Source organism: Pseudomonas sp. IT-P2 (genome assembly GCF_949767575.1).
Taxonomy (GTDB): Bacteria; Pseudomonadota; Gammaproteobacteria; order Pseudomonadales; family Pseudomonadaceae; genus Aquipseudomonas; species Aquipseudomonas pharyngis.
The window spans coordinates 440,940-463,149 of the sequence record NZ_CATKQA010000033.1; the positions used below are offsets into that span (position 1 = coordinate 440,940).

General features: G+C 60.8%; 19 protein-coding genes. 11 read left to right on the forward strand and 8 right to left on the reverse strand.

The genetic code is table 11. The features are described 5' to 3' along the window. The first annotated feature begins 177 nt into the window (after positions 1 to 177). The 10 genes from ACM6JM_RS18195 to pcaC all read left to right on the forward strand — a co-directional run bounded on the left by ACM6JM_RS18195 (position 178) and on the right by pcaC (position 10,072). On the forward strand, positions 178 to 1,524 hold the full coding sequence (locus tag ACM6JM_RS18195; protein ID WP_011332817.1) for an MFS transporter: 1,347 nt from the start codon (positions 178 to 180) through the stop codon (positions 1,522 to 1,524). Positions 1,525 to 1,806: 282 nt separating this feature from the next. Continuing rightward, entirely contained in the window at positions 1,807 to 2,664 is an 858-nt protein-coding gene (locus tag ACM6JM_RS18200; RefSeq protein WP_003222404.1) for a CoA transferase subunit A, read from the forward strand. Then, on the forward strand, positions 2,664 to 3,443 hold the full coding sequence (locus ACM6JM_RS18205; RefSeq protein WP_039771422.1) for a CoA-transferase subunit beta: 780 nt from the start codon (positions 2,664 to 2,666) through the stop codon (positions 3,441 to 3,443). The genes ACM6JM_RS18200 and ACM6JM_RS18205 overlap by 1 nt, the downstream gene beginning before the upstream one ends. Continuing rightward, entirely contained in the window at positions 3,440 to 4,645 is a 1,206-nt protein-coding gene (gene pcaF, locus ACM6JM_RS18210) for a 3-oxoadipyl-CoA thiolase (RefSeq protein WP_178076184.1), read from the forward strand. The genes ACM6JM_RS18205 and pcaF overlap by 4 nt, the downstream gene beginning before the upstream one ends. Before the next feature lie 35 nt (positions 4,646 to 4,680). Then, positions 4,681 to 5,385, forward strand: a complete 705-nt coding sequence (gene pcaH / locus ACM6JM_RS18215) for a protocatechuate 3,4-dioxygenase subunit beta (protein ID WP_039771426.1) — start codon at positions 4,681 to 4,683, stop codon at positions 5,383 to 5,385. 1 nt (position 5,386) lies between these two features. Beyond that, the gene (pcaG, locus tag ACM6JM_RS18220; protein ID WP_039771428.1) at positions 5,387 to 5,953 is read left to right on the forward strand and encodes a protocatechuate 3,4-dioxygenase subunit alpha; all 567 of its coding nucleotides are present in this window, start codon (positions 5,387 to 5,389) and stop codon (positions 5,951 to 5,953) included. A 203-nt stretch (positions 5,954 to 6,156) separates the two neighbouring features. Continuing rightward, a complete protein-coding gene (locus ACM6JM_RS18225; protein WP_039771430.1) occupies positions 6,157 to 7,452 on the forward strand; it encodes an MFS family transporter in 1,296 nt (431 codons plus the stop codon). Positions 7,453 to 7,498: 46 nt separating this feature from the next. After that, positions 7,499 to 8,863, forward strand: a complete 1,365-nt coding sequence (locus ACM6JM_RS18230; protein WP_414882288.1) for a 3-carboxy-cis,cis-muconate cycloisomerase — start codon at positions 7,499 to 7,501, stop codon at positions 8,861 to 8,863. A gap of 12 nt (positions 8,864 to 8,875) precedes the next feature. Then, positions 8,876 to 9,667, forward strand: coding sequence for a 3-oxoadipate enol-lactonase (gene pcaD / locus ACM6JM_RS18235; protein ID WP_134334222.1), 792 nt, complete (start codon positions 8,876 to 8,878; stop codon positions 9,665 to 9,667). 12 nt (positions 9,668 to 9,679) lie between these two features. Further along, positions 9,680 to 10,072, forward strand: coding sequence for a 4-carboxymuconolactone decarboxylase (pcaC, locus tag ACM6JM_RS18240; RefSeq protein ID WP_064593983.1), 393 nt, complete (start codon positions 9,680 to 9,682; stop codon positions 10,070 to 10,072). Positions 10,073 to 10,176: 104 nt separating this feature from the next. On the opposite strand, the gene ACM6JM_RS18245 is transcribed toward pcaC, so the two are convergent. From ACM6JM_RS18245 to emhA, 7 genes are all read right to left on the reverse strand, one after another. Continuing rightward, positions 10,177 to 10,995 carry a methyltransferase domain-containing protein gene (locus ACM6JM_RS18245; protein ID WP_414882289.1) on the reverse strand — a complete coding sequence of 273 codons (819 nt, stop codon included), beginning with the start codon at positions 10,993 to 10,995 and terminating at the stop codon, positions 10,177 to 10,179. Positions 10,996 to 11,016: 21 nt separating this feature from the next. After that, positions 11,017 to 11,373 (reverse strand): DUF1641 domain-containing protein, encoded by a 357-nt coding sequence (locus ACM6JM_RS18250; RefSeq protein ID WP_052266600.1) that lies wholly within the window; start codon positions 11,371 to 11,373, stop codon positions 11,017 to 11,019. A 26-nt stretch (positions 11,374 to 11,399) separates the two neighbouring features. Further along, the gene (locus tag ACM6JM_RS18255) at positions 11,400 to 12,590 is read right to left on the reverse strand and encodes an FAD/NAD(P)-binding oxidoreductase (protein WP_414882290.1); all 1,191 of its coding nucleotides are present in this window, start codon (positions 12,588 to 12,590) and stop codon (positions 11,400 to 11,402) included. Between the two features lie 184 nt (positions 12,591 to 12,774). Next, complete coding sequence (locus ACM6JM_RS18260; protein ID WP_074691044.1) at positions 12,775 to 14,034, reverse strand: OprD family porin; 1,260 nt, start codon at positions 14,032 to 14,034, stop codon at positions 12,775 to 12,777. A gap of 289 nt (positions 14,035 to 14,323) precedes the next feature. Further along, positions 14,324 to 15,784 carry an efflux RND transporter outer membrane subunit EmhC gene (emhC, locus tag ACM6JM_RS18265; protein WP_064593991.1) on the reverse strand — a complete coding sequence of 487 codons (1,461 nt, stop codon included), beginning with the start codon at positions 15,782 to 15,784 and terminating at the stop codon, positions 14,324 to 14,326. Further along, positions 15,781 to 18,945 carry an efflux RND transporter permease subunit EmhB gene (gene emhB, locus ACM6JM_RS18270; RefSeq protein WP_064593993.1) on the reverse strand — a complete coding sequence of 1,055 codons (3,165 nt, stop codon included), beginning with the start codon at positions 18,943 to 18,945 and terminating at the stop codon, positions 15,781 to 15,783. Before emhB ends, emhC begins: the two co-directional genes overlap by 4 nt. Before the next feature lie 3 nt (positions 18,946 to 18,948). Continuing rightward, positions 18,949 to 20,106 carry an efflux RND transporter periplasmic adaptor subunit EmhA gene (emhA, locus tag ACM6JM_RS18275; RefSeq protein ID WP_039771445.1) on the reverse strand — a complete coding sequence of 386 codons (1,158 nt, stop codon included), beginning with the start codon at positions 20,104 to 20,106 and terminating at the stop codon, positions 18,949 to 18,951. A 266-nt stretch (positions 20,107 to 20,372) separates the two neighbouring features. On the opposite strand from emhA, the gene ACM6JM_RS18280 reads away from it, so the two are divergent. Continuing rightward, positions 20,373 to 21,005 (forward strand): TetR family transcriptional regulator, encoded by a 633-nt coding sequence (locus ACM6JM_RS18280; protein WP_039771446.1) that lies wholly within the window; start codon positions 20,373 to 20,375, stop codon positions 21,003 to 21,005. A 435-nt stretch (positions 21,006 to 21,440) separates the two neighbouring features. Here the strand turns inward: ACM6JM_RS18280 and ACM6JM_RS18285 are convergent, their stop codons facing one another. After that, the gene (locus ACM6JM_RS18285; RefSeq protein WP_414882291.1) at positions 21,441 to 22,142 is read right to left on the reverse strand and encodes a hypothetical protein; all 702 of its coding nucleotides are present in this window, start codon (positions 22,140 to 22,142) and stop codon (positions 21,441 to 21,443) included. Positions 22,143 to 22,210 lie beyond the last annotated feature (68 nt).

A 22,210-nucleotide genomic window follows, 5' to 3' on the forward strand; every position in this document is an offset into this window, starting at 1 on the left:
GACTCCCATAATAATGACAAGAGGCAACCTCCCATGCGCACGTTCCCCGACTGTCGCCGCCCCCGTTCCTGTTGCCGGTATTAGCGCAACGCCTGATTTCTTCCTTATATAGTTGTGACCGTGCCGCTCTCTGGCCGGCCGCCGTTCGACTGCGTTTTCTTGCGTGGAATAAAAATAATGAACCAGCCTCAGTCCGCTGTAGGTCACTGCCTCGACGTGCAGTCCTTCATCAACGCCCAACCGATCTCGCGCTATCAGTGGCGAGTGGTGATCCTGTGTTTCCTGATTGTGTTCCTCGATGGCCTCGATACTGCGGCCATGGGGTTTATCGCGCCGGCCCTGTCCCAAGACTGGGGCATCGACCGCGCCAGCCTCGGCCCGGTGATGAGTGCCGCGCTGATCGGAATGGTCTTCGGTGCGCTGGGCTCCGGGCCATTGGCTGACCGCTTCGGGCGAAAAGTCGTACTGGTCGGCGCGGTTTTTCTGTTCGGTGCTTTCAGCCTGGCGTCGGCCTACGCCACCAATGTCGATCAGTTGCTGGTGCTGCGTTTCCTCACTGGTCTGGGACTGGGCGCCGGGATGCCGAACGCCACCACGCTGCTGTCGGAATATACCCCGGAGCGCAAGAAGTCCCTGTTGGTGACCAGCATGTTCTGCGGCTTCAACCTGGGCATGGCCGGTGGCGGGTTTATTTCGGCCAAGTTGATCCCGGCATTCGGCTGGCACAGTCTGTTGCTGATCGGCGGGATCCTGCCGCTGATCCTCACCGTGGTGCTGCTGCTCTGGCTGCCGGAATCGGCGCGTTATCTGGTGGTGCGCAATCGCGGCACCGACAAGGTGCGCAAGACCCTCGCACCCATTGATCCTGCCATCGTCGCGCAGGCCGCGAGTTTCAGCGTGCCGGAACAGAAAACCGTGAAAGCGCGCAACGTGTTTGCGGTGATTTTTTCCGGCACCTACAGCGTCGGCACGTTGCTGCTGTGGCTGACCTATTTCATGGGTCTGGTGATCGTGTACCTGCTGACCAGCTGGCTGCCGACCCTGATGCGCGACAGCGGCGCGAGCATGGAGCAGGCGGCCTTCATCGGCGCGTTGTTCCAGTTCGGTGGGGTGCTGAGTGCGGTGGGCGTAGGCTGGGCGATGGACCGGTTCAATCCGCACAAGGTCATCGGCATTTTCTACCTGCTGGCCGGGGTGTTTGCCTACGCGGTCGGGCAGAGTCTGGGCAACATCACGCTGCTGGCGACGCTGGTGCTGGTGGCGGGCATGTGCGTCAACGGCGCGCAGTCGGCGATGCCGTCGCTCGCGGCGCGGTTTTATCCGACGCAGGGCCGGGCGACCGGTGTGTCGTGGATGCTCGGGATCGGCCGCTTCGGCGCGATTCTCGGGGCGTGGATGGGCGCGACCCTGTTGGGGTTGGGCTGGAATTTCGAGCAAGTGCTGACGGCGCTGGTGATTCCGGCCGGGCTGGCCACGGCAGCGGTGGTGATCAAGGGGCTGGTCAGTCACGCGGACGCGACCTGAGTTTCATTGCAGGATCGTTCCCGCGTCGAACTGGCCGCAGAGAATGCTCCGCGTTCGGCTTCGGAAGGGACGCGGAGCGTCCCGGGCTGCATTCCCACGCAGAGCGTGGGAACGATCAGTGACGGAATGATAGGCAGATAACAATCTGTTCGATAAACGAACACTCAGTCGATTATCGGATTGTTTGGTGAAAATCAGCGGCTTAATCTTCAGTGACTCCGGCGCAGAACCTCGCGCCTTTTTATTCACTGGCGATTCATTACAAAAACGGGAGCCCGCTCCATGGCTGAGATCCTTTCGCTGCACGACGCGGTGAAGCAATTCGTCAACGACGGCGATACCGTCGCGCTCGAAGGCTTCACTCACCTGATCCCTACGGCGGCGGGTCATGAAATCATTCGTCAGGGCAAGAAAGATCTGACCCTGGTGCGGATGACGCCTGACCTGATCTACGACCAACTGATCGGCGCCGGCTGTGCACGCAAGCTGATCTTCTCTTGGGGCGGCAACCCTGGCGTGGGTTCGCTGCACCGTCTGCGCGACGCGGTCGAGAAGCAATGGCCGCACGCGCTGGAAATCGAAGAACACAGCCACGCCGACCTGGCCAATGCCTACGTCGCCGGCGCCTCCGGCCTGCCGTTCGCGGTGTTGCGGGCCTACGCCGGTTCCGACCTGCCGAAGGTCAACCCGCTGATCAAATCCGTGACTTGCCCGTTCACCGGCGAAGTGCTGGCGGCGGTGCCGTCGGTGCGTCCGGACGTGACCGTGATCCACGCCCAGAAAGCCGACCGTCAGGGCAACGTGCTGCTGTGGGGCATTCTCGGTGTGCAGAAAGAAGCCGCACTGGCCGCCAAGCGTTGCATCGTCACGGTCGAAGAAATCGTCGACAACCTCAACGCCCCGATGAACGCCTGCGTGCTGCCGACCTGGGCCTTGAGCGCGGTCTGCCATGTACCCGGTGGCGCGCATCCGTCCTACGCCCACGGTTACACCGAACGTGACAACCGCTTCTATCAGGCGTGGGATCCGATCGCCCGCGACCGTGAGACGTTTACCGCGTGGATCAACGAATACATCCATGGCTGCGCTGACTTCAGCGAGTTCCAGGCCAAGTTGGCCGCTGCTTCGGAGGCCAAGTAATGACTTACACCACCAATGAAATGATGACTGTCGCCGCAGCCCGTCGCCTGAAGAACGGCTCGGTGTGCTTCGTCGGCATCGGCCTGCCGTCGAAAGCCGCCAACCTGGCGCGCCTGACGTCGTCGCCGGACGTGGTGTTGATCTACGAATCCGGTCCGATTGGCGCCAAACCCAGCGTATTGCCACTGTCGATCGGTGACGGCGAACTGGCAGAAACCGCTGATACTGTCGTGCCGACCGGTGAGATTTTTCGCTACTGGCTGCAGGGTGGGCGCATCGACGTCGGTTTCCTCGGCGCAGCCCAGGTCGACCGTTTCGGCAACATCAACACCACCGTGGTCGGCGACTATCACCAGCCGAAAGTACGCCTGCCGGGTGCCGGTGGTGCGCCGGAGATCGCCGGCTCTGCCAAAAGTGTGCTGATCATCCTCAAGCAGTCGGCGCGTTCGTTTGTCGACAAGCTCGATTTCATCACCTCGGTCGGCCATGGTGAGGGTGGTGATTCGCGCAAACGTCTGGGCCTGCCGGGCGCCGGCCCGGTCGGGATCATCACCGACCTGTGCATCATGGAGCCGGAAGAGGGCACCCACGAATTCGTGGTCACCGCGCTGCACCCGGGCGTGACTCGCGAGCAAGTGGTCGCCGCCACCGGTTGGCCGATCCGTTTTGCCGACAGCGTGGCAACCACCGCTGAACCGACAGAAGTCGAACTGACTGCGCTGCGCGATCTCGAAGCGCGCACGGCCGCTGCCCACGGCCAGGCACCGGGAGAAGCATGATGCGCGACGTTTATATCTGCGATGCGATTCGTACCCCCATCGGCCGTTTCGGTGGCGGTCTGGCGGCGGTTCGCGCCGACGACCTGGCCGCCGTGCCGATCAAGGCCCTGATGGAACGCAATCCGTCGGTGGACTGGAGCGCCATCGACGAAGTATTCCTCGGCTGCGCCAACCAGGCCGGCGAAGACAACCGCAACGTGGCGCGCATGGCGCTGTTGCTGGCCGGTCTGCCGGAGAGCGTTCCGGGTGTCACCCTCAATCGCCTTTGCGCGTCGGGCATGGATGCCATCGGCACGGCGTTCCGCGCCATTGCCAGCGGTGAAATGGAGCTGGCGATTGCCGGTGGCGTCGAGTCGATGTCCCGCGCACCGTTCGTGATGGGCAAGGCTGATGCGGCGTTCTCGCGCAATATGAAGCTGGAAGACACCACCATCGGCTGGCGTTTCATCAACCCGTTGATGAAGGCCCAGTACGGCGTCGACGCGATGCCGCAGACCGCCGACAACGTCGCCGACGACTACGAAGTTTCCCGCGAGGATCAGGACGCTTTCGCCCTGCGCAGTCAGCAACGTACGGCCGCTGCCCAGGCTGCCGGCTACTTCGCCGAGGAAATCGTCGAAGTGCGGATCGCCCACAAAAAGGGCGAAACCGTGGTCAGCCAGGACGAACACCCTCGTGCCGACACCACGCTAGAAGCGCTGAGCAAACTGAAACCGGTCAACGGCCCGGACAAGACCGTCACCGCCGGCAACGCTTCGGGCGTCAACGACGGTGCCGCCGCGCTGATTCTGGCCTCGGCGGAAGCGGTGAAAAAACACGGCCTGACCGCTCGCGCCAAAGTGCTCGGCATGGCCAGCGCCGGTGTTGCGCCACGGGTGATGGGCATCGGCCCGGTGCCGGCGGTGCGCAAACTCACCGAACGTCTCGGCGTGGCGGTCAGCGATTTCGATGTGATCGAGCTCAACGAAGCCTTCGCCAGCCAGGGTCTGGCGGTGCTGCGCGAACTGGGGCTGGCGGACGACGCGGCCCAGGTCAACCCGAACGGTGGCGCGATTGCCTTGGGCCACCCGTTGGGCATGAGCGGCGCGCGTCTGGTGCTGACCGCCCTGCATCAGCTGGAAAAGACCGGTGGCAAGAAAGGTCTGGCGACCATGTGCGTCGGTGTCGGCCAGGGTCTGGCCCTGGCCATCGAACGCGTCTGACGCAAGCCGTGATGAAAAGAACAGAGGAAAGCGAAATGACTGACAAGCCTGGTTACCGCCGCCCGCAGGAAGGCACCCAGCCGCCGTACCTGCACCCGACCTATCAATCCACCAATCTGCGCTCGCCGTCCAAGCCGTTGGTGTTTCTGCCGCATTCGCTGTCGGAAATCACCGGCCCGACCATCGGCGCCGAGCGTGTTGCCGAAACCGACAACGATTTGACCGCCCAGCATCAGGGCGAACCGCTCGGTGAGCGGATCATCATTCACGGGCGTGTGCTCGACGAAGACGGCCTGCCGGTGCCGGGGATTCTGGTGGAGATCTGGCAGGCCAACGCCGCCGGTCGCTACAACCATGCCCGTGACCTGCACGACGCGCCGCTGGATCCGAACTTCACCGGCACCGGCCGCACCGTGACCGACGCCGACGGCTGGTACCAGTTCCAGACCATCAAGCCCGGCGCCTATCCGTGGGGCAACCACCACAATGCCTGGCGTCCGGCCCATGTGCATTTCTCGCTGTTCGGGCCGAGCATCCTGACGCGCCTGGTCACGCAAATGTATTTCCCCGGCGACCCGCTGCTGGCCTACGACCCGATCTACAACTGCGTGCCGGACACCTCGGCCAAGGAACGCCTGATCGCCGCTTTCGATCTGGAAAAAACCATTCCGTCCTACGCCCTCGCTTATCGCTGGGACATCGTGCTGCGCGGCCGCGAAGCCACGCCGATGGAGAAATGAGATGACCCTGACTGCGACCACGTCCCACACCGTCGGGCCGTATTACCACATCGGCCTGACCTGGCTGAACCGTGAAAACCTCGCCAACGAACTGACCCTCGGCCAGCGCGTGGCGATCACCGGGCAAGTGGTGGACGGCAACGGCGATGTCGTCAACGACGCCATGCTCGAAGTCTGGCAGGCCAACGCCGCCGGCAAATATGACCACCCGGAAGACGAGCAGGCCAAGCCGCTCGACCCGAATTTCGAAGGCTTCGGCCGGGTGCCGGTGGATGCGGAAGGGCGCTTTCGTTTCACCACCATCAAGCCGGGCACGGTTGAAGGCCTCAAGGGCTCGACCCAGGCGCCGCATTTGGTGGTGCTGGTGTTTGCGCGCGGGTTGGTGAAGCACTTGCTGACGCGGATTTACTTCGAGGGCGATCCGGCGAACGTCAATGATCCGCTGCTCGAATGCGTACCGGCCGAGCGCCGCGATACGTTGCTGGCGAAGCCGGATGCGGCGGGTGTCTATCAGTGGAATGTGATCCTGCAGGGCACTGATGCCGAGACGGTGTTCTTCGATTACTGAACCGGATACTGATCGTTCCCACGCTCCGCGTGGGAATGCATACCGTGACGCTCCGCGTCACATTGGACGCAGAGCGTCCATGGCGGCATTCCCACGCGGAGCGTGGGAACGATCAGAGATCGGGTCTGGCTGGTGATCCAATGTGGAACGGGGCTGTTGCAAAGTGTGTCTAGACTCTCACTGTCCCTATCGAGTGAAAAACAATGACAACCCTCACCTCCCATTACACCGGTGAAGAGCGCAGCAAGCGCATCTTTGCCATTGTCGGCGCGTCGTCCGGCAACCTCGTCGAATGGTTCGACTTCTACGTCTACGCCTTCTGCGCGATCTATTTCGCCCCGGCGTTTTTCCCCTCCGACAACCCCACGGTGCAGTTGGTCAACACGGCAGGCGTATTCGCCGCCGGGTTCCTGATGCGACCGATCGGCGGCTGGATTTTCGGCCGGGTCGCGGACAAGCACGGGCGCAAGAACTCGATGCTGATCTCGATCCTGATGATGTGCTTCGGCTCGTTGCTGATCGCCTGTCTGCCGACCTACAAGGACATCGGCGTCTGGGCGCCGCTGCTGCTGTTGTTCGCGCGCTTGCTGCAAGGCCTGTCGGTGGGCGGTGAGTACGGCACCACCGCGACCTACATGAGCGAAGTCGCGCTCAAGGGCCAGCGCGGGTTCTTCGCCTCGTTCCAGTACGTGACCCTGATCGGCGGGCAACTGCTGGCGGTGCTGCTGGTGGTGATCCTGCAACAGTTCCTCTCTGAAGAAGAATTGCGTGCCTACGGCTGGCGGATTCCATTTGTGGTCGGCGCGGCCGCTGCGCTGATTTCGCTGTTCCTGCGCCGCTCGCTGAAAGAAACCACCAGCAAGGAAATGCGCGAGAACAAGGACGCCGGCAGCATCCGCGCACTGTTCCGCGATCACAAGGCTGCGTTCATCACCGTGCTCGGCTACACCGCCGGCGGCTCGCTGATTTTCTACACCTTCACCACGTACATGCAGAAGTACCTGGTGAACACCGCCGGCATGCACGCCAAGACCGCCAGCTACATCATGACCGGCGCGCTGTTCCTGTACATGTGCATGCAGCCGCTGTTCGGCATGCTTGCCGACAAGATCGGCCGGCGTAACTCGATGCTCTGGTTCGGCGGTCTCGGCACGTTGTTCACAGTGCCGATCCTGCTCAGCCTGAAAAGTGTCGGCAGCCCGTTCCTGGCTTTCGTGCTGATCACCGTGGCGCTGGCGATCGTCAGTTTCTACACCTCGATCAGCGGTCTGGTGAAAGCCGAGATGTTCCCGCCGGAAGTCCGCGCCCTCGGCGTCGGCCTGGCCTATGCGGTGGCCAACGCGATTTTCGGCGGTTCGGCAGAATACGTGGCCCTGAGCCTCAAGGCTGGCGGAATGGAAAACGCGTTCTACTGGTATGTCACGATCATGATGGCCGTGGCGTTCCTGTTCAGCCTGCGCCTGCCCAAAGAAGCGAAGTATTTGCACCACGACCTTTAAACCGATGCGCGCGGGCCACACCGGCCCGCGCCGGCAAGGACTGTTTATGACTCAGCGACCGGGCAATCAATTGTTCGATGCCTACTTTACTGCCCGCGATATGCGCGACGTGTTCTGCGATCAGGGCCGGGTGCAGGCGATGCTCGACTTCGAAGCGGCACTGGCCCGGGCCGAAGCACGCGTCGGGTTGATTCCGGCGGGTGCTGTCGCGTCGATCGAAAACGCCTGCCGCGCCGGGCTGTTTGATTTCGCAGCACTGAGCGAGGCGATTGCCACGGCCGGCAATTCGGCGATTCCACTGGTGAAGGCGTTGGGCAAACAGATCGCCGCGACCGATGCCGAAGCCGAGCGCTATATACATCTGGGTGCCACCAGTCAGGACGTGATGGATTCCGGGCTGGTGCTGCAATTGCGTCAGGCGCTGGAATTGATTGAAAGGGAGCTGGCGCAACTGGCCGACGCCCTCGCCATTCAGGCGCAGCGCCACGCCGCGACGCCGCTGGCAGGACGTACCTGGCTGCAACATGCGACGCCGGTGACGCTCGGCATGAAGATCGCCGGTTGGCTCGGTGCGATCACGCGCAGCCGTCAGCGTCTGCGCGAGCTCAAACCGCGACTGCTGGTGCTGCAATTCGGCGGCGCGTCCGGCACCCTCGCGGCGCTCGGCGAACAGGCGTTGCCGATCGCCCGGGCGCTGGCCGAAGAACTGAATCTGACCCTGCCGGAACAACCCTGGCACACCCAGCGCGATCGCATCGTCGAGTTCGGCGCGGTGCTCGGTCTGATCGCCGGCAGCCTCGGCAAATTCGGCCGCGACATCAGCCTGTTGATGCAGACCGAAGCGGCGGAAGTGTTCGAACCGTCGGCGCCGGGCAAGGGCGGTTCCTCGACCATGCCGCACAAACGCAATCCGGTGGGCGCGGCGGTGTTGATCGGCGCCGCCACCCGCGTTCCGGGGCTGGTCTCGACGCTGTTCAGCGCCATGCCTCAGGAGCACGAACGCAGCCTTGGTCTGTGGCACGCCGAATGGGAAACCCTGCCGGAGATCTGCTGCCTGGTGTCGGGCGCGCTGCAACAGGCGCGGCTGCTGGCCGACGGTCTGGAGGTCGATGCCGCGCGCATGGCCCGCAACCTGGAACTGACTCAAGGCCTGGTGCTGGCCGAAGCGGTGAGCATCGTGCTCGCGCAACGGGTCGGCCGCGACACCGCGCATCATCTGCTCGAGCAATGCTGCAAACGAGCGGTGGCCGAACAGCGCCATCTGCGAGCGGTCCTCGGTGACGAGCCGCAGGTGACCGCCGAACTGAGCGCAACCGAACTGGATCATCTGCTCGATCCCGCCCATTACCTCGGCCAGGCACAGGTCTGGGTCGAGCGGGCAGTGGCCGAACACAACGCATTGTCTGACTGAAAGGAGAGGGCTGTGGCTTTCGTTCAACTCGCCGATGGCGAACTGCATTACACATTGGAAGGCCCGGTCGATGCGCCGGTGCTGGTGCTGTCGAACTCGCTGGGCACCGACCTGCACATGTGGGACGTGCAGATGCCGGCCTTCACCGAACATTTTCGCGTGCTGCGTTTCGATACTCGCGGGCACGGCCAGTCGCTGGTGACGCCGGGCCCTTACAGCATCGAGCAACTGGGCCGCGACGTGCTGGCGCTGCTGGATGCGCTGCACATCGAACGTGCGCATTTCTGCGGGCTGTCGATGGGCGGCCTGATCGGCCAGTGGCTGGGAATCAACGCCGGCCAGCGGCTGAACAAACTGATCGTCTGCAACACGGCGGCGAAAATCGGCGATCCGTCGGTGTGGAATCCGCGCATCGAAACCGTGCTGCGCGACGGTCCGGCGGCGATGGTCGCGTTGCGCGATGCATCCATTGCCCGCTGGTTTACCCCGGACTTTTCCGCCGCCAATCCGGCAGCCGCGAAGCAGATCACCGACATGCTGGCCGCGACCAACCCTGAAGGTTACGCCGCCAACTGCGCAGCGGTACGCGATGCGGATTTCCGTGAGCAGTTGGCGTCGATCACGGTGCCGCTGCTGGTAATCGCCGGTACCGAAGATGCGGTGACGCCACCGTCCGGCGGGCACTTCATCCAGGAGCATGTGCGCGATGCCGAGTACGCCGAGTTTTATGCGGCGCACCTTTCCAACGTTCAGGCCGGCGACGCGTTCAGCGACCGTGTGCTGACATTCCTGCTGGCTGACTGAAGGAGGATTTTCGTGGACGAGAAACAACGTTACGACGACGGCATGCAAGTGCGCCGCGCGGTGCTTGGCGACGCTCATGTCGATCGCAGCCTGACCACGCTGACCGAGTTCAACTCGGAGTTCCAGGAGATGATCACCCGTCACGCCTGGGGCGACATCTGGACCCGCCCGGGCCTGCCACGCCACACCCGCAGCCTGATCACCATCGCCATGCTGATCGGCATGAACCGCGAAGGTGAACTCAAGTTGCACCTGCGGGCGGCGGCCAACAATGGCGTGAGTCGCGGCGAGATCAAGGAAGTGATCATGCAGAGCGCGATCTACTGCGGGATTCCGGCGGCGAATGCGACGTTCCATCTGGCCGAATCGGTGTGGGATGAGCTGGGTACCGAATCCCGGGATTAACGGCGACTGAGCGGACGCCATCGCTGGCAGGCTAGCTCCCACAGTGAAATGCGGTCCATTGTGGGAGCTAGCCTGCTAGCGATGGCGGTATTTGCCGCGCCGATTCAAACCTTGGCGACAATGAAAATCCGCTTGAACGCAAACAACGTATGTCCGTTTTTCTCCTGCGGATAATGCGCGTGCACCCGCATCAGGTAGTGATAAATGAAGCGCGCCTGTTCCTCTGACGTCAGTCCCTGCATCACCGGCCGCAGCGCCGACACCTTCACCCAGTCATAAACCGGCGACTTGCCGTCGACCACCTGCAATTGCTCTGTTTCCCAGATATCCAGTGACTGGGTCAGCGGGGCCAGCAGCCGGTAGTAAGCCTCCAGCGACAACAACGGCCGCGCGGCCATGCGCTGGCGCAATTGTGCAGTGCCGATGGGGCGACCGCAGGGTCCGGCGTCGTCGAGGGTGTCGAGCATCAGCTGATACCACAGCGCATCACGCCAGTCCGGCATGTGCGCGGCGAGGCACCCGCCAGGGTTGAGGTGGCGAAGCAGTCCCGGCAACAGCGTTTGATGGTCATCGATGAAATGCAGCACGGCCGCGGCGAACAACAGGTCGGCCGGCTTGCGGGGTTTCCAGTGCTGCAGTTCGGCGTGTTGCCAGCGCGCCTTGATCGGCAGGCAACGGGCGACCTCAAGCATGTCTTTCGAACTGTCGATGCCTTTGATATCTGCCTGCGGCCAGCGATCGGCCAGAACCTTGGTGGCAATCCCGGTGCCGCAACCGAGGTCATAAATGCGCTGAGGATTGTTCAGGTCGACACGGCCGAGCAATTCATCGACCGGTTGTTGTCTGAGACGGGAAAACTGCTGGTACGCCCGGGCATCCCAGTCAGAGCAGGGCTTGCCCGGCGTTTCGAGTTTTACGCTCATGAGGTGATCCTCTCTGGCGAGTTAAAGTTGTCTTCCGATGACGTTGAGCGCTTTCAGGACAACGGCTACTCCTTTGCGTGTATCGCTGTCGTTCAACAGTTTGAGCAGTGCAACGGCGCTTGGTGCCTGGTGGTGCGCAGCGACTTCAGCCTTCGCCAGACGCAGAGCATTGGCCATCTCCCAACTGCAGGCTGCCGCCTGTTCGACCAGCAAGGACAGCTTCTCCACCATGGCTTCGTCCAACAGGTCGACCAGATCCGACAGCAGGGAAAGCAGATCGATAATGTTCTCCAGCCGTCCGCCATCAATCAATGGCTGTAGTTTGGCCATCAGGGCGGTGTAGCCGGGTGTGGCCGACAGGGCTTCAGACTCTTTCATCAGCAATCACTCCTCCCTGTGCAGGGTCAAAGCATTCCACGGGCCACCGCCCAGTACAGACCGCGATTGAAGCTGTTGCGCAGCAGACCCCCGAGTTTGGTCGGTGGCGTCGGCAGTACGTCACGGCTGTAGTCGTACCAAAGCGGCATTCCGGCATTCAGGCCCATTTGCGCAACGGCCTGAACGCGACCGTCATAGGCACTGATGGGGTGCCCCAGACGGATTTCGGCGGCGATGTTGTTGGCGATCACCGGTGCTTGGTTATGGCAGGCGCCTCCGGCCTTGCTCACTGGCAGGTCAACGGTGTCGCCGATCACATAGACCCCCTCATGGCCATAGACCTGCAGCGTTTCGTGGTTGGTCGGCAACCAGCCTTCGTTGTTGGGTGCCTGGGAAATTCCGGACTCCAGCACCGCATCCACGGCGCGGATCGGCGGGGTTGCCATCAGGATGTCGAACTGTTCGTCCGCGCCTTCATGGGAGTAGGCGATTTTTGCGTCGGGATCGACCTGGCTCAGAGTGAAACCGCGCCGATACTGGATGCCCGCTTTGTCGAAAATGCCCGGCAGGATCTCTCCGGTCGGGCGTTGCAGGAACAGACAGTTGCGCAACAGCTGGGCGGTAGTCGGGTAGGTGTAGATGATCTCCACGTTCTTGCGAACACCACGACGGCACAGAAAATCATGCAGCATGAGTGTCGTTTCTACCGGAGCAATACCGCATTGGTGCGGCACATTGGGAGTCTGCGGAAAAGACACGGTAATGAAAATCCGACCTTTTTCAATCGTGCTCAGACGTTGCGCCAGTTGGCGCGCCGGTTCGTATTGATAGAAATGGTCGCCGGCCTCTTTCAACCCTTCGATGCGTTCCGGAGCGGGTACACAACCGGTGGCGATGACCAGAAAGTCGTAGACAAAAAACTTGCCGCTATGGGTTTTGAGGCGCTGGTTGTTGAAGTCGAACCGTATGACCTTTTCAACCTGAAAGTCGATTTCAGGGCGCAACAACGAGCGTTCCGGGCGTTTGAGTTCTTCTTTGAAGAACTGGTTGAACGCCACGTACATGAACGCAGGTTTGTAGTAATGATCGGGGGATTCCGACAGGAGGATGATCGAGACTTCGTCGCGCAGGAGTTCGGGATACAGCTTGCCGACCAGTTGATTGGCCAGCATGGTTCCGCCTACACCGCCACCGACGATCACTATTCGCTTTTTCATACCTGACCTCCATGGTCAAGGTGTGCTTCGCGTACGGCATCCGGAGATAACGGAAGGTAAATGACTCCTACTGCAGGCTGGAGAATAAAAAGTACCGCTTAAATGTAACCGGGTCTTGGTGGCTTGCCAGACTCAAATGACCAGCGGTCAAAGACGGCGCTCGTCGGGAGCGCCGTTTTCACAGTCACAGCAAACTGATCGGATAACTGATAATCAGGCGGTTCTCGTCGAACTCGTTGTTGCTGAAGTCGCGGCGCATGGTCGAGTTGCGCCATCTGACGTTCAGGTTCTTCAGCGCGCCGCTCTGCACGGTGTAGCCCAGTTCCGATTCGCGGCCCCATTCCTTGCCGTCGGTGATGGTGCCGGTGTGCACGTTGTCGCCGCTGATGTAACGGTTCATCAGGGTCAGGCCGGGGATGCCCAGGGCAACGAAGTTGTAGTCGTGGCGGACCTGCCAGGAGCGTTCCTGCGCGTTGTCGTAGCTGGCGTTGTAGCTGTCGTTGGCCAGGGTGCCGCCGCTGGTGCCGTTGACGCGCATCCAGGCGCTGTCGCCGGTGAGTTTCTGCAGGCCGACGTAGAAGGTGTGGCCACCGTATTTTGCGGAGAACAGGCCTGACCAGGTCTTGTTGTCGAGTTCGCCGGCGCGGGCGCTGCCGTCGTCCTTGCCGTAGAAGAAACCGAGGTTGGCGCCCAACGTCCAGTCGCCGAGCGGCTGGCTGTGGATCAGGTTGACGTATTGCTGGCTGTAGATGTCCTTGAGCTCGGCGTTCCACAGGCCGATCTGGGTGCGCTTGTCGTTGAACACGTATTCGCCGCCCTGAAAGTTGAAGCGATCGGAAGTGAACGCGGCTTTGCCGGTCATCGACATGTCGCTCATGCTGCTGTCGTCGCGCGGGCTGTTGGCGCGGAACTGGCCGCCGTAGAGGGTCAGGCCGTCGATTTCCTTCGAGGTGATCTGGCCGCCGCGAAAGGTCTGCGGCAGCGAGCGGCCGTCGTCCGAACGCAGGATCGGCAGCACCGGCATCCACTCGCCGACCTTCACTTCGGTTTGCGACAGCTTCGCCTTGAAGGCGACGTTGGTGCGGCCGAAGTTGTCCGCCGGGCGTCCGTCATGATCCAGCGGCAACAGTTGCGTGCCGCCGGTGCCTTTGCCGCCATCGAGCTTCACCGAGTACAACCCCAGCACATCCAGACCGAACCCGACGGTGCCTTGGGTGAAACCGGATTTGGCGTCGAGGATGAAGTTCTGCGTCCACTCTTCAGCCTTGCCCTGAGCCTTGGTCGGGTTGGTGAAGTTGCGGTTGATGTAGAAGTTGCGCAGGTTCAGGTTGACCTTGGCCCCGTCGATAAAACCGGCTTCTTCAGCCGCAGCGGGCAGCGCGATGCCGGCCAGGGCGAGGGCGATCAGACCGGGAAGTGCGTAGGGCGCAGGGGAGGTTGTCATGGGCTCGGGTCTCTCTTGTTTTTTTGGGGCAAACGGGGGCGCTGCGGCCGTTTTTCAAGGCGCAGACATTCGATGGATTCAGAGGCGAAGCGGCGGCGATCAGCCGGGAGGAGCAGGGCGCGGGAGCATGGTGTCGAACCTGTTGTTATTGGTTTTGTGGCTCGAATGGTGCGGGGCGCGGGCGAGGCGATTCAATCGGCGAAAGTGAAATTTGGGCGATTATCGAACGCAAGATTTGCGGGCAACAAAAAGCCCACCAAACGGTGGGCTTTTTGTATTCAGCAGATGATCAGAACAACTTCATCTTCGGCGCTTCTTCTTTGAGCGGCTCGTTCTGCGCGGTCTGCGCATTCCAGCCACCGCCCAAGGCCTTGTACAGGTTGACCGCACTGGTCAGCTGCGCGAGGCGGTCGGTGATCAGCGATTGTTGCGCGCTGAACAGCTGACGCTGGGCATCGAGGAAGGTCAGGTTGCTGTCGACGCCAATACGATAGCGACGCTCGGCGAGGCGGTAGTAATCCTGGTTCGCCTGAACGAAGTCCCGCTGGGCCTGCAACTGCTCGGTGTAGGTCTGGCGCGCGGCCAGGCCGTCGGCGACTTCCTGGAAGGCCGTTTGAATGGACTTCTCGTAGTTCGCCACGCCAATGTCCTTCTGGATCTTGGCGTAGTCGAGGCTGGCGCGCAGGCTGCCGGCGTTGAAGATCGGCAGGTTGATCTGCGGCTGGAACAGCCACGTGCCCGAACCACCCTTGAACAGGCCGGACAGGTCCGGGCTCAGGCTGCCCGCGTTGGCGGTCAGGCTGATGCTCGGGAAGAACGCTGCACGGGCTGCGCCGATGTTGGCGTTGGCGGCCTTCAGGTTGTACTCGGCCTGCAGGATGTCCGGACGGCGTTGCAGCAGATCCGACGGCAGACCGGCCGGTACGTCGGCCAACAGGTCATCCGACAGCGGCTTGGCCGCTTGCAGGTTGGCCGGGATGCCGGTGCCGAGCAGCAGGGTCAGGCTGTTTTCGTCCTGGGCGACCTGGCGGGTGTAACGCGCCAGTTGTGCCCGGGCGTTTTCCACCGAGGTGCGTGACTGCGCCAGGTCCAGCGCCGAGGCCACACCGACTTCGTTGCTGCGACTGGTCAGCTTGTAGCTTTCCTCGAAGGCACCGAGGGTGTCCTGGGTCAGCTTGAGCAGTTCCTTGTCGGCCTGCCAGGTCAGGTAGGCGTTGGCCACGCTGGCCACCAGGCTGATCTGGGTGCTGCGGCGCGCTTCTTCGGTGGCGAAGTATTGTTGCAGCGCTTGTTCGCTCAGGCTGCGAACCCGACCGAACAGGTCGAGTTCGTAGGCGCTGATGCCGACGGTAGCGGAGTAGGAACTGCTGATGGCCGCTTCACCGGTCTGCGACGCACGGGCCGGAACCCGCTGACGACTGCCGCTGGCGTTGGCCGACACGGCCGGGAACAGGTCGGCGCGCTGGATGCGGTATTGAGCCGCGTAGGCGTCGATGTTCAGCGCCGCGACACGCAGGTCGCGGTTGTTTTCCAGGGCGACCTGGATCAGCTGCTGCAGGGCCGGGTCATGGAAAAACTGCTTCCAACCCTGTTCGGCAGCGGCCTGCGCCGGTGCCTGGGCCGGCGAGTACGCCGGGCCCTGCGGGTATTGGCCCGCCACCGGTGCTTGCGGCTGCTGATAATCCGGTATCAGCGAGCAACCGCTCAGCACGAAGGCGGCGACTGCGATGGAGAGTAGCGACTTGCTCATTGGCCAGCCTCTTTAGGAGTTTCTATGGCGTCATCCTTGCCAGCGTTTTTGCGCTGACCCATGGACGACACAGTGACGAAGAACAGTGGAACCCAGAATATCGCCAGAACGGTGGCAGTGATCATACCGCCAATCACCACGGTGCCGATTGCGTGCTGGCTGCCCGAACCTGCCCCGGTGGAAATTGCCAGAGGCACCACGCCGAGGATGAACGCCAGGGACGTCATGATGATCGGACGCAGACGCATGCGGCAAGCCTCGATGGCGGCATCGCGCAGGCTGCTGCCCTGTTCGTGCAGTTCCTTGGCGAATTCGACGATCAGAATGGCGTTTTTCGCCGCCAGACCGATGGTCGTCAACAGACCCACCAGGAAGTACACGTCGTTGGACAGACCGCGCAGACTGGTCGCCAGCAATGCCCCGATGATCCCCAGCGGTACGACGAGCACGACGGCGATCGGAATCGACCAGCTCTCGTAGAGAGCCGCCAGACACAGGAACACCATCAACAGCGACAGCGCGAACAGTGCCGGCGCCTGCGAACCTGCCAGACGTTCTTCATAGGACAGACCGGTCCAGGAAATACCGACACCCTTCGGCAGTTTGGCAGCAATCGCCTCGACCTCGGCCATGGCTTCACCGGTGGAATAGCCAGGCGCCGGGGCACCGAGGATCTCGACCGCTTCCACACCGTTGTAACGCGACAGTTTCGGCGAGCCGTAGATCCACTCACCCTTGGCGAATGCGGAGAACGGAACCATGGTGCCGCTGGCGTTACGCACATACCATTTCTTGAGGTCTTCCGGGCTCATGCGCGAGTCCGGCTGGCCCTGTACGTACACCTTCTTCACCCGACCACGGTCGATGAAGTCGTTGACGTAGCTACTGCCCAGCGCAATCGACAGGGTGTTATTGATGTCGGAGATGGTGATGCCCAGAGCACTGGCTTTCTCGTCGTCGATTTCCAACTGGAACTGTGGTTCGTCGTTCAGACCGTTCGGACGCACCTGCGACAGCACTTTGCTTTGAGCGGCCATGCCCAGGAACTGGTTACGCGCGGCCATCAGTTGCTCGTGACCGATACCGGCACGGTCCTGCAGGAATACGTCGAAACCGGTGGCGTTACCCAACTCCAGTACGGCCGGCGGGGCGAAGGCGAACACCATTGCATCGCGGAAGGTGAAGAAGTGCTGCTGGGCGCGGGCGGCGAGTTTGAACACGCTGTTGTCGGCGTTCCGCTCGTGCCACGGCTTGAGCATGATGAACGCCATGCCCGAGCTCTGGCCACGGCCGGCGAAGTTGAAGCCGGTCACGGTGAACACCGACGCTACGGCGTCGCCTTCACCGCCATCCTTGGTCGGACGCAGCAGGAACTCACGCATTTCATCCACGACCACTTGAGTGCGCTGGGCACTCGAACCGGCCGGGGTCTGTACCTGGGCGAACAGTACGCCCTGGTCTTCTTCCGGCAGGAAGGACGATGGAATACGCAGGAACAGCCAGATCATGCCGACGAAGATGATCAGGTAAGCCAGCAGGTACGGGGCCTTGTGGCGCAGGATGTTGCCGACGCCGCGCTCGTAGCTTTTGACGCTGCGGTCGAAACCACGGTTGAACCAGCCGAAGAAGCCTTTTTTCGGGGTGCCGTGTTCGCCGTGTGGAATCGCCTTGAGCATGGTGGCGCACAGCGCCGGGGTGAAGATCAGTGCAACCAGTACCGACAGCGCCATGGCCGACACGATGGTGATCGAGAACTGCTTGTAGATCACACCGGTGGAGCCGCCAAAGAATGCCATCGGTAGCAATACCGCCGACAGCACCAGGGCGATACCGACCAGGGCGCCCTGGATCTGGCCCATGGATTTCTTGGTCGCTTCCTTCGGTGACAAGCCTTCTTCGCTCATCACCCGCTCGACGTTTTCCACCACAACGATGGCGTCGTCCACCAGCAAACCGATGGCCAGCACCATGCCGAACATGGTCAGGGTGTTGATGCTGAAGCCGGCCGCCGCGAGGATGCCGAACGTGCCGAGCAATACCACCGGCACGGTCATCGTGGTGATGACGGTGGCGCGGAAGTTCTGCAGAAACAGGAACATCACCAGGAACACCAGTACGATCGCTTCGACCAGGGTTTCAACCACACCCTTGATCGACTCGGTCACCACCGGGGTGGTGTCGTACGGGAACACCACTTCCATGCCTTGCGGGAAGAACGGCTTGAGGTCGTCAATCGTCTTGCGCAGTGCCTTGGCGGTGTCGAGAGCGTTGGCGCCGTTGGCCAGTTTCACCGCCAGACCGGACGCCGGGCTGCCGTTGAACTGGGCGCTGATCGCATAGTTCTCGCCACCCAGGCCGACGTCGGCGACGTCTTTCAGACGGACCTGAGAGCCATCCTTGTTGACCTTGAGCAGAATCTCTTTGAACTGCTCGGCGGTCTGCAGACGGGTCTTGCCGATGATCGTGGCGTTCAGCTGCTGGCCCTGCACGGCAGGCAAGCCACCGAGCTGACCGGACGACACCTGGACGTTCTGCGCCGCAATCGCGGTTTTCACGTCGACCGGGGTCAGGTTGAAGTTGTTCAACTTGGCCGGGTCGAGCCAGATGCGCATTGCGTACTGGGCACCGAAGACCTGGAAGTCACCGACACCGGCGGTCCGCGAGATCGGGTCCTGCATGTTCGACACGATGTAGTTGGACAGGTCGTCCTTGGTCATGCTGCCGTCACGCGACACCACGCCGATCACCAGCAGGAAGTTCTTCACTGCCTTGGTCACGCGGATACCCTGTTGCTGCACTTCTTGCGGCAGCAGCGGGGTGGCCAGGTTCAGCTTGTTCTGGACCTGGACCTGCGCGGTGTCGGAGTTGGTGCCTTGCTCGAAGGTCGCGGTGATGGTCATGCTGCCGTCGGAGTTACTTTCCGAGGACACATAACGCAGGTTGTCGATACCGTTGAGCTGCTGCTCGATCACTTGCACCACGGTGTCCTGAACCGTCTGTGCCGAAGCACCCGGGTAGGTCACGGAGATTGCAATGGCCGGTGGCGCAATGCTCGGGTACTGGTTGATCGGCAGCTTCAGGATCGAAAGTGCCCCGACCAGCATGATCACCAGGGCAATTACCCAGGCGAAAATCGGACGGTCGATGAAAAATTTTGACATGGATTACTCCCCTTTGCCGCCGGCGGCTTTGTCAGCTGCCTGAGCGGGGGCCGGGTTCTTCTTGCCGACGTTGGTCGCTTCGGTCGGTTTGACCTCAACACCCGGTTTGACGAATTGCAGCCCTTCGGTGATCAGACGATCGCCGGCCTTCAGGCCGTCTTCGATCAGCCACTGGCTGCCGACGGTGCGGCTGGCCTTGAGCTGACGCAGCTCGACCTTGTTGTCCGGACCGACGACCAGCGCAGTCGGGGTGCCCTTGAGGTCGCGGGTCACGCCTTGCTGCGGTGCGAGGATCGCGGCGCTGTTCACACCGGCCTGCAACTGCGCGTGGACGAACATGCCCGGCAGCAAAGTGTGGTCGGGGTTCGGGAACACGGCGCGCAGGGTCACGGAACCGGTGGTCTGGTCGACCGACACTTCGGAGAATTCAAGCTTACCGTCGAGTTTGTACTGGCTGCCGTCTTCGAGGGTCAGCTTGACCGCAGCGGCGTTGTCGCCGGCCTTCTGCAGACGACCGCTTTCCAGTTCGCGGCGCAGTTCCAGTAGTTCCACCGAGGACTGGGTGACGTCGACGTAGATCGGATCCAGTTGCTGGATCACGGCCATCGCATCGGTCTGGCCGCTGCTGACCAGCGCGCCTTCGGTCACCGAAGAGCGGCCGATACGACCGGAAATCGGTGCGTAGACCTTGGTGTAACGCACGTTGATCTGCGCGCTCTGCAGCGACGCTTCCGATTGCAGGCGGTTGGCCACGGCGGTGTCGTATTCCTGACGGCTGACAGCCTGTTCGTCGACCAGTTGCTTGTAGCGGTCGGAGATCGACTTGGTCGAACGCAGGTTGGCTTCGGCGCTTTTCAGGGTCGCTTCATAGACCGACGGATCGATCTGATACAGCTGCTGGCCGGCTTTGACATCGCCGCCTTCCTTGAACAGACGCTTGAGAATGATGCCGTTTACCTGTGGACGAACTTCGGCGATTCGGAACGCGCTGGTGCGGCCCGGCAGTTCGGAAGTCAGGGTAAAGGCTTGTGGTTGCAGGGTGACGACGCCGACCTGAGGAGGTGGTGCGGCGGGAGCCGCCTCTTCCTTTTTACATCCGCTGAGCAGCGATGCCAGGGCGACGGCAGTGACCAGAGCGGTAACAGCTGGCTTGAATTGCATGAAGATCCTCGGGTCAGGCGCGCGAAAAGCGCACAAGAAGTGTGGAAGGGTAAAAAAGGGTTACCGGGTGGATAAGTAGCTTGCTAATGAATATACTTACGTTCATGGTTGTTTGTAAACACCTTGGCGTCGTATCCACCCTGTTACAAAAGTCGTCGCAAGGTCTGAAATTGTAGGCCGGGGAGCCGATCCGCGAGAGATCGACCCTTTTTTATTCAGCGGATATTCAGCCATCCCTGAAACATCCTGTTTGAGGTTTTACTGCCATGGTCCGTCGTACCAAAGAGGAAGCTCAGGAAACGCGCAGCCAGATTCTCGAAGCGGCCGAGAAAGCCTTCTATGAGCGGGGCGTGGCGCGCACGACGTTGTCGGATATCGCGACCCTGGCGGGGGTGACGCGAGGTGCCATCTACTGGCACTTCAGCAACAAGGCAGATCTGTTGCAAGCCATGCTCGATACTCTGCATGAGCCGCTGGACGAACTGGCCAAGGCCAGCGAAAGCGAGGACGAACCTGATCCACTGGGCTGCATGCGCCAATTGCTGATTCATTTGTTTCATAAAGTTGCACTGGATCCGAAGACCCGGCGTATCAACGAAATTCTGTTTCATAAGTGCGAGTTCACCGATGAAATGTGCGATCTGCGTCAGCAGCGCCGGACCGCCAGCCTCGATTGCAATGTGCGGATCGCGCTGACACTGAGTAACGCGGTCAATCGTGGGCAGTTGCCGGCGGACCTCGACACCGCCCGGGCAGCCATCAGCATTCACGCCTATATCGACGGCCTCCTTTATGGATGGCTCCTGGCGCCAGACAGCTTCGATCTGTACGCCGAGGCGGAGCGTTGGGTCGATACCGGGCTGGACATGCTGCGCTGGAGCCCCAGCCTGCGCAAATGAAACAAAATTCGTTATTGGTCCGTGGGTGTCAACCGTGATGTTGAAAATGAACGGTGCTTCACGCACGCTGCGGTAATGGGCTGCTTTTATATACGCACGTTCACTTGATTGACAGATTGCTAGCTCAGTATTTTGTAGGAATTTTGTGTCTGGAATGTGAGAGAGGGTAAGTGCCAGACAATCAATCCTGACGTGACCCCCTATTGGAGCTGCGTCAGACCTACGATAAACAAAAAGCCCCGACTCTTAAGAGTCCAGGGCTTTTTTCGTATTTCTGTAATTGACGAATGCTGTCGGTAGTCGATGTGGCCGACCGTGGAGCATCCTTGAGTGCATACCGCTTTACGATCAAAGGGATCTTTTTACTTGAATGGTTGCGAACTAAGTAATCTCGGTTCACAACAGCCCAATAATTGGTTATACGGGCGGTCGTGCTTAACCTAAGTTGATCACTATGGCATAGCTGTAAGGACGAGCGGACTGGTGCCGGGTTATATGAGATTTGACGGTGAGTGGTTCTTTACCAATAGAACGAACGTTATGTTCGCGGTTGGGGATTATTTTCGTGTCAAAGGCGAACGGTTCATAGGGAGCCGTTAACTTTACTGAGGTTGTGAAATGAAAGGCTTGCTTTTCACCGGAGTAAGTAAACGCATGTCCGACGGGAGTTGATCTTCGCCGTTTCGCCCCACCAGAAAGCGCTGGAGGCTTACTGCGTAGTATGAACTGCATGTATTGCCAAGGGTGGATGACCAGATCCTCTCCTTGGAGTCCACTGGTATCCCAGCTGCATTGAGTGAGTGAAAATGTTTCCGAAGTTCCATTGTAAATATTGATTAGAATACTGTTATTGCCTTCGTGTTTAATCGTATTCCAGGTTTTTTCTTCCTGTTGTTGAGCTTTTTTGATAACGGTTTGAAATTCGTTTTCAAGTTCTAAGTGAGTAGTAGTCTTGGTGTGTTCGTCGTCGGTGATGTTGGAAAGCACAGTGCCTAATATACTGGCGGCGACTGGGCTGATCAAGTAAGTTGAGCTTGAAAGAATTGAGGTTAGAGTAGTGTTTTCAAATGTTTTGATTTGAGTTTCTTCATGATTGTTTTCGTCTTTTGAAATGGTGTCGTTTGTTGTGTCATTCATGACGGTTTCTCTTTTTGTTTAGTTGGAGGGTGCGAAAATAACAGTGCCAAGGTCGAAGTGCATGCGAT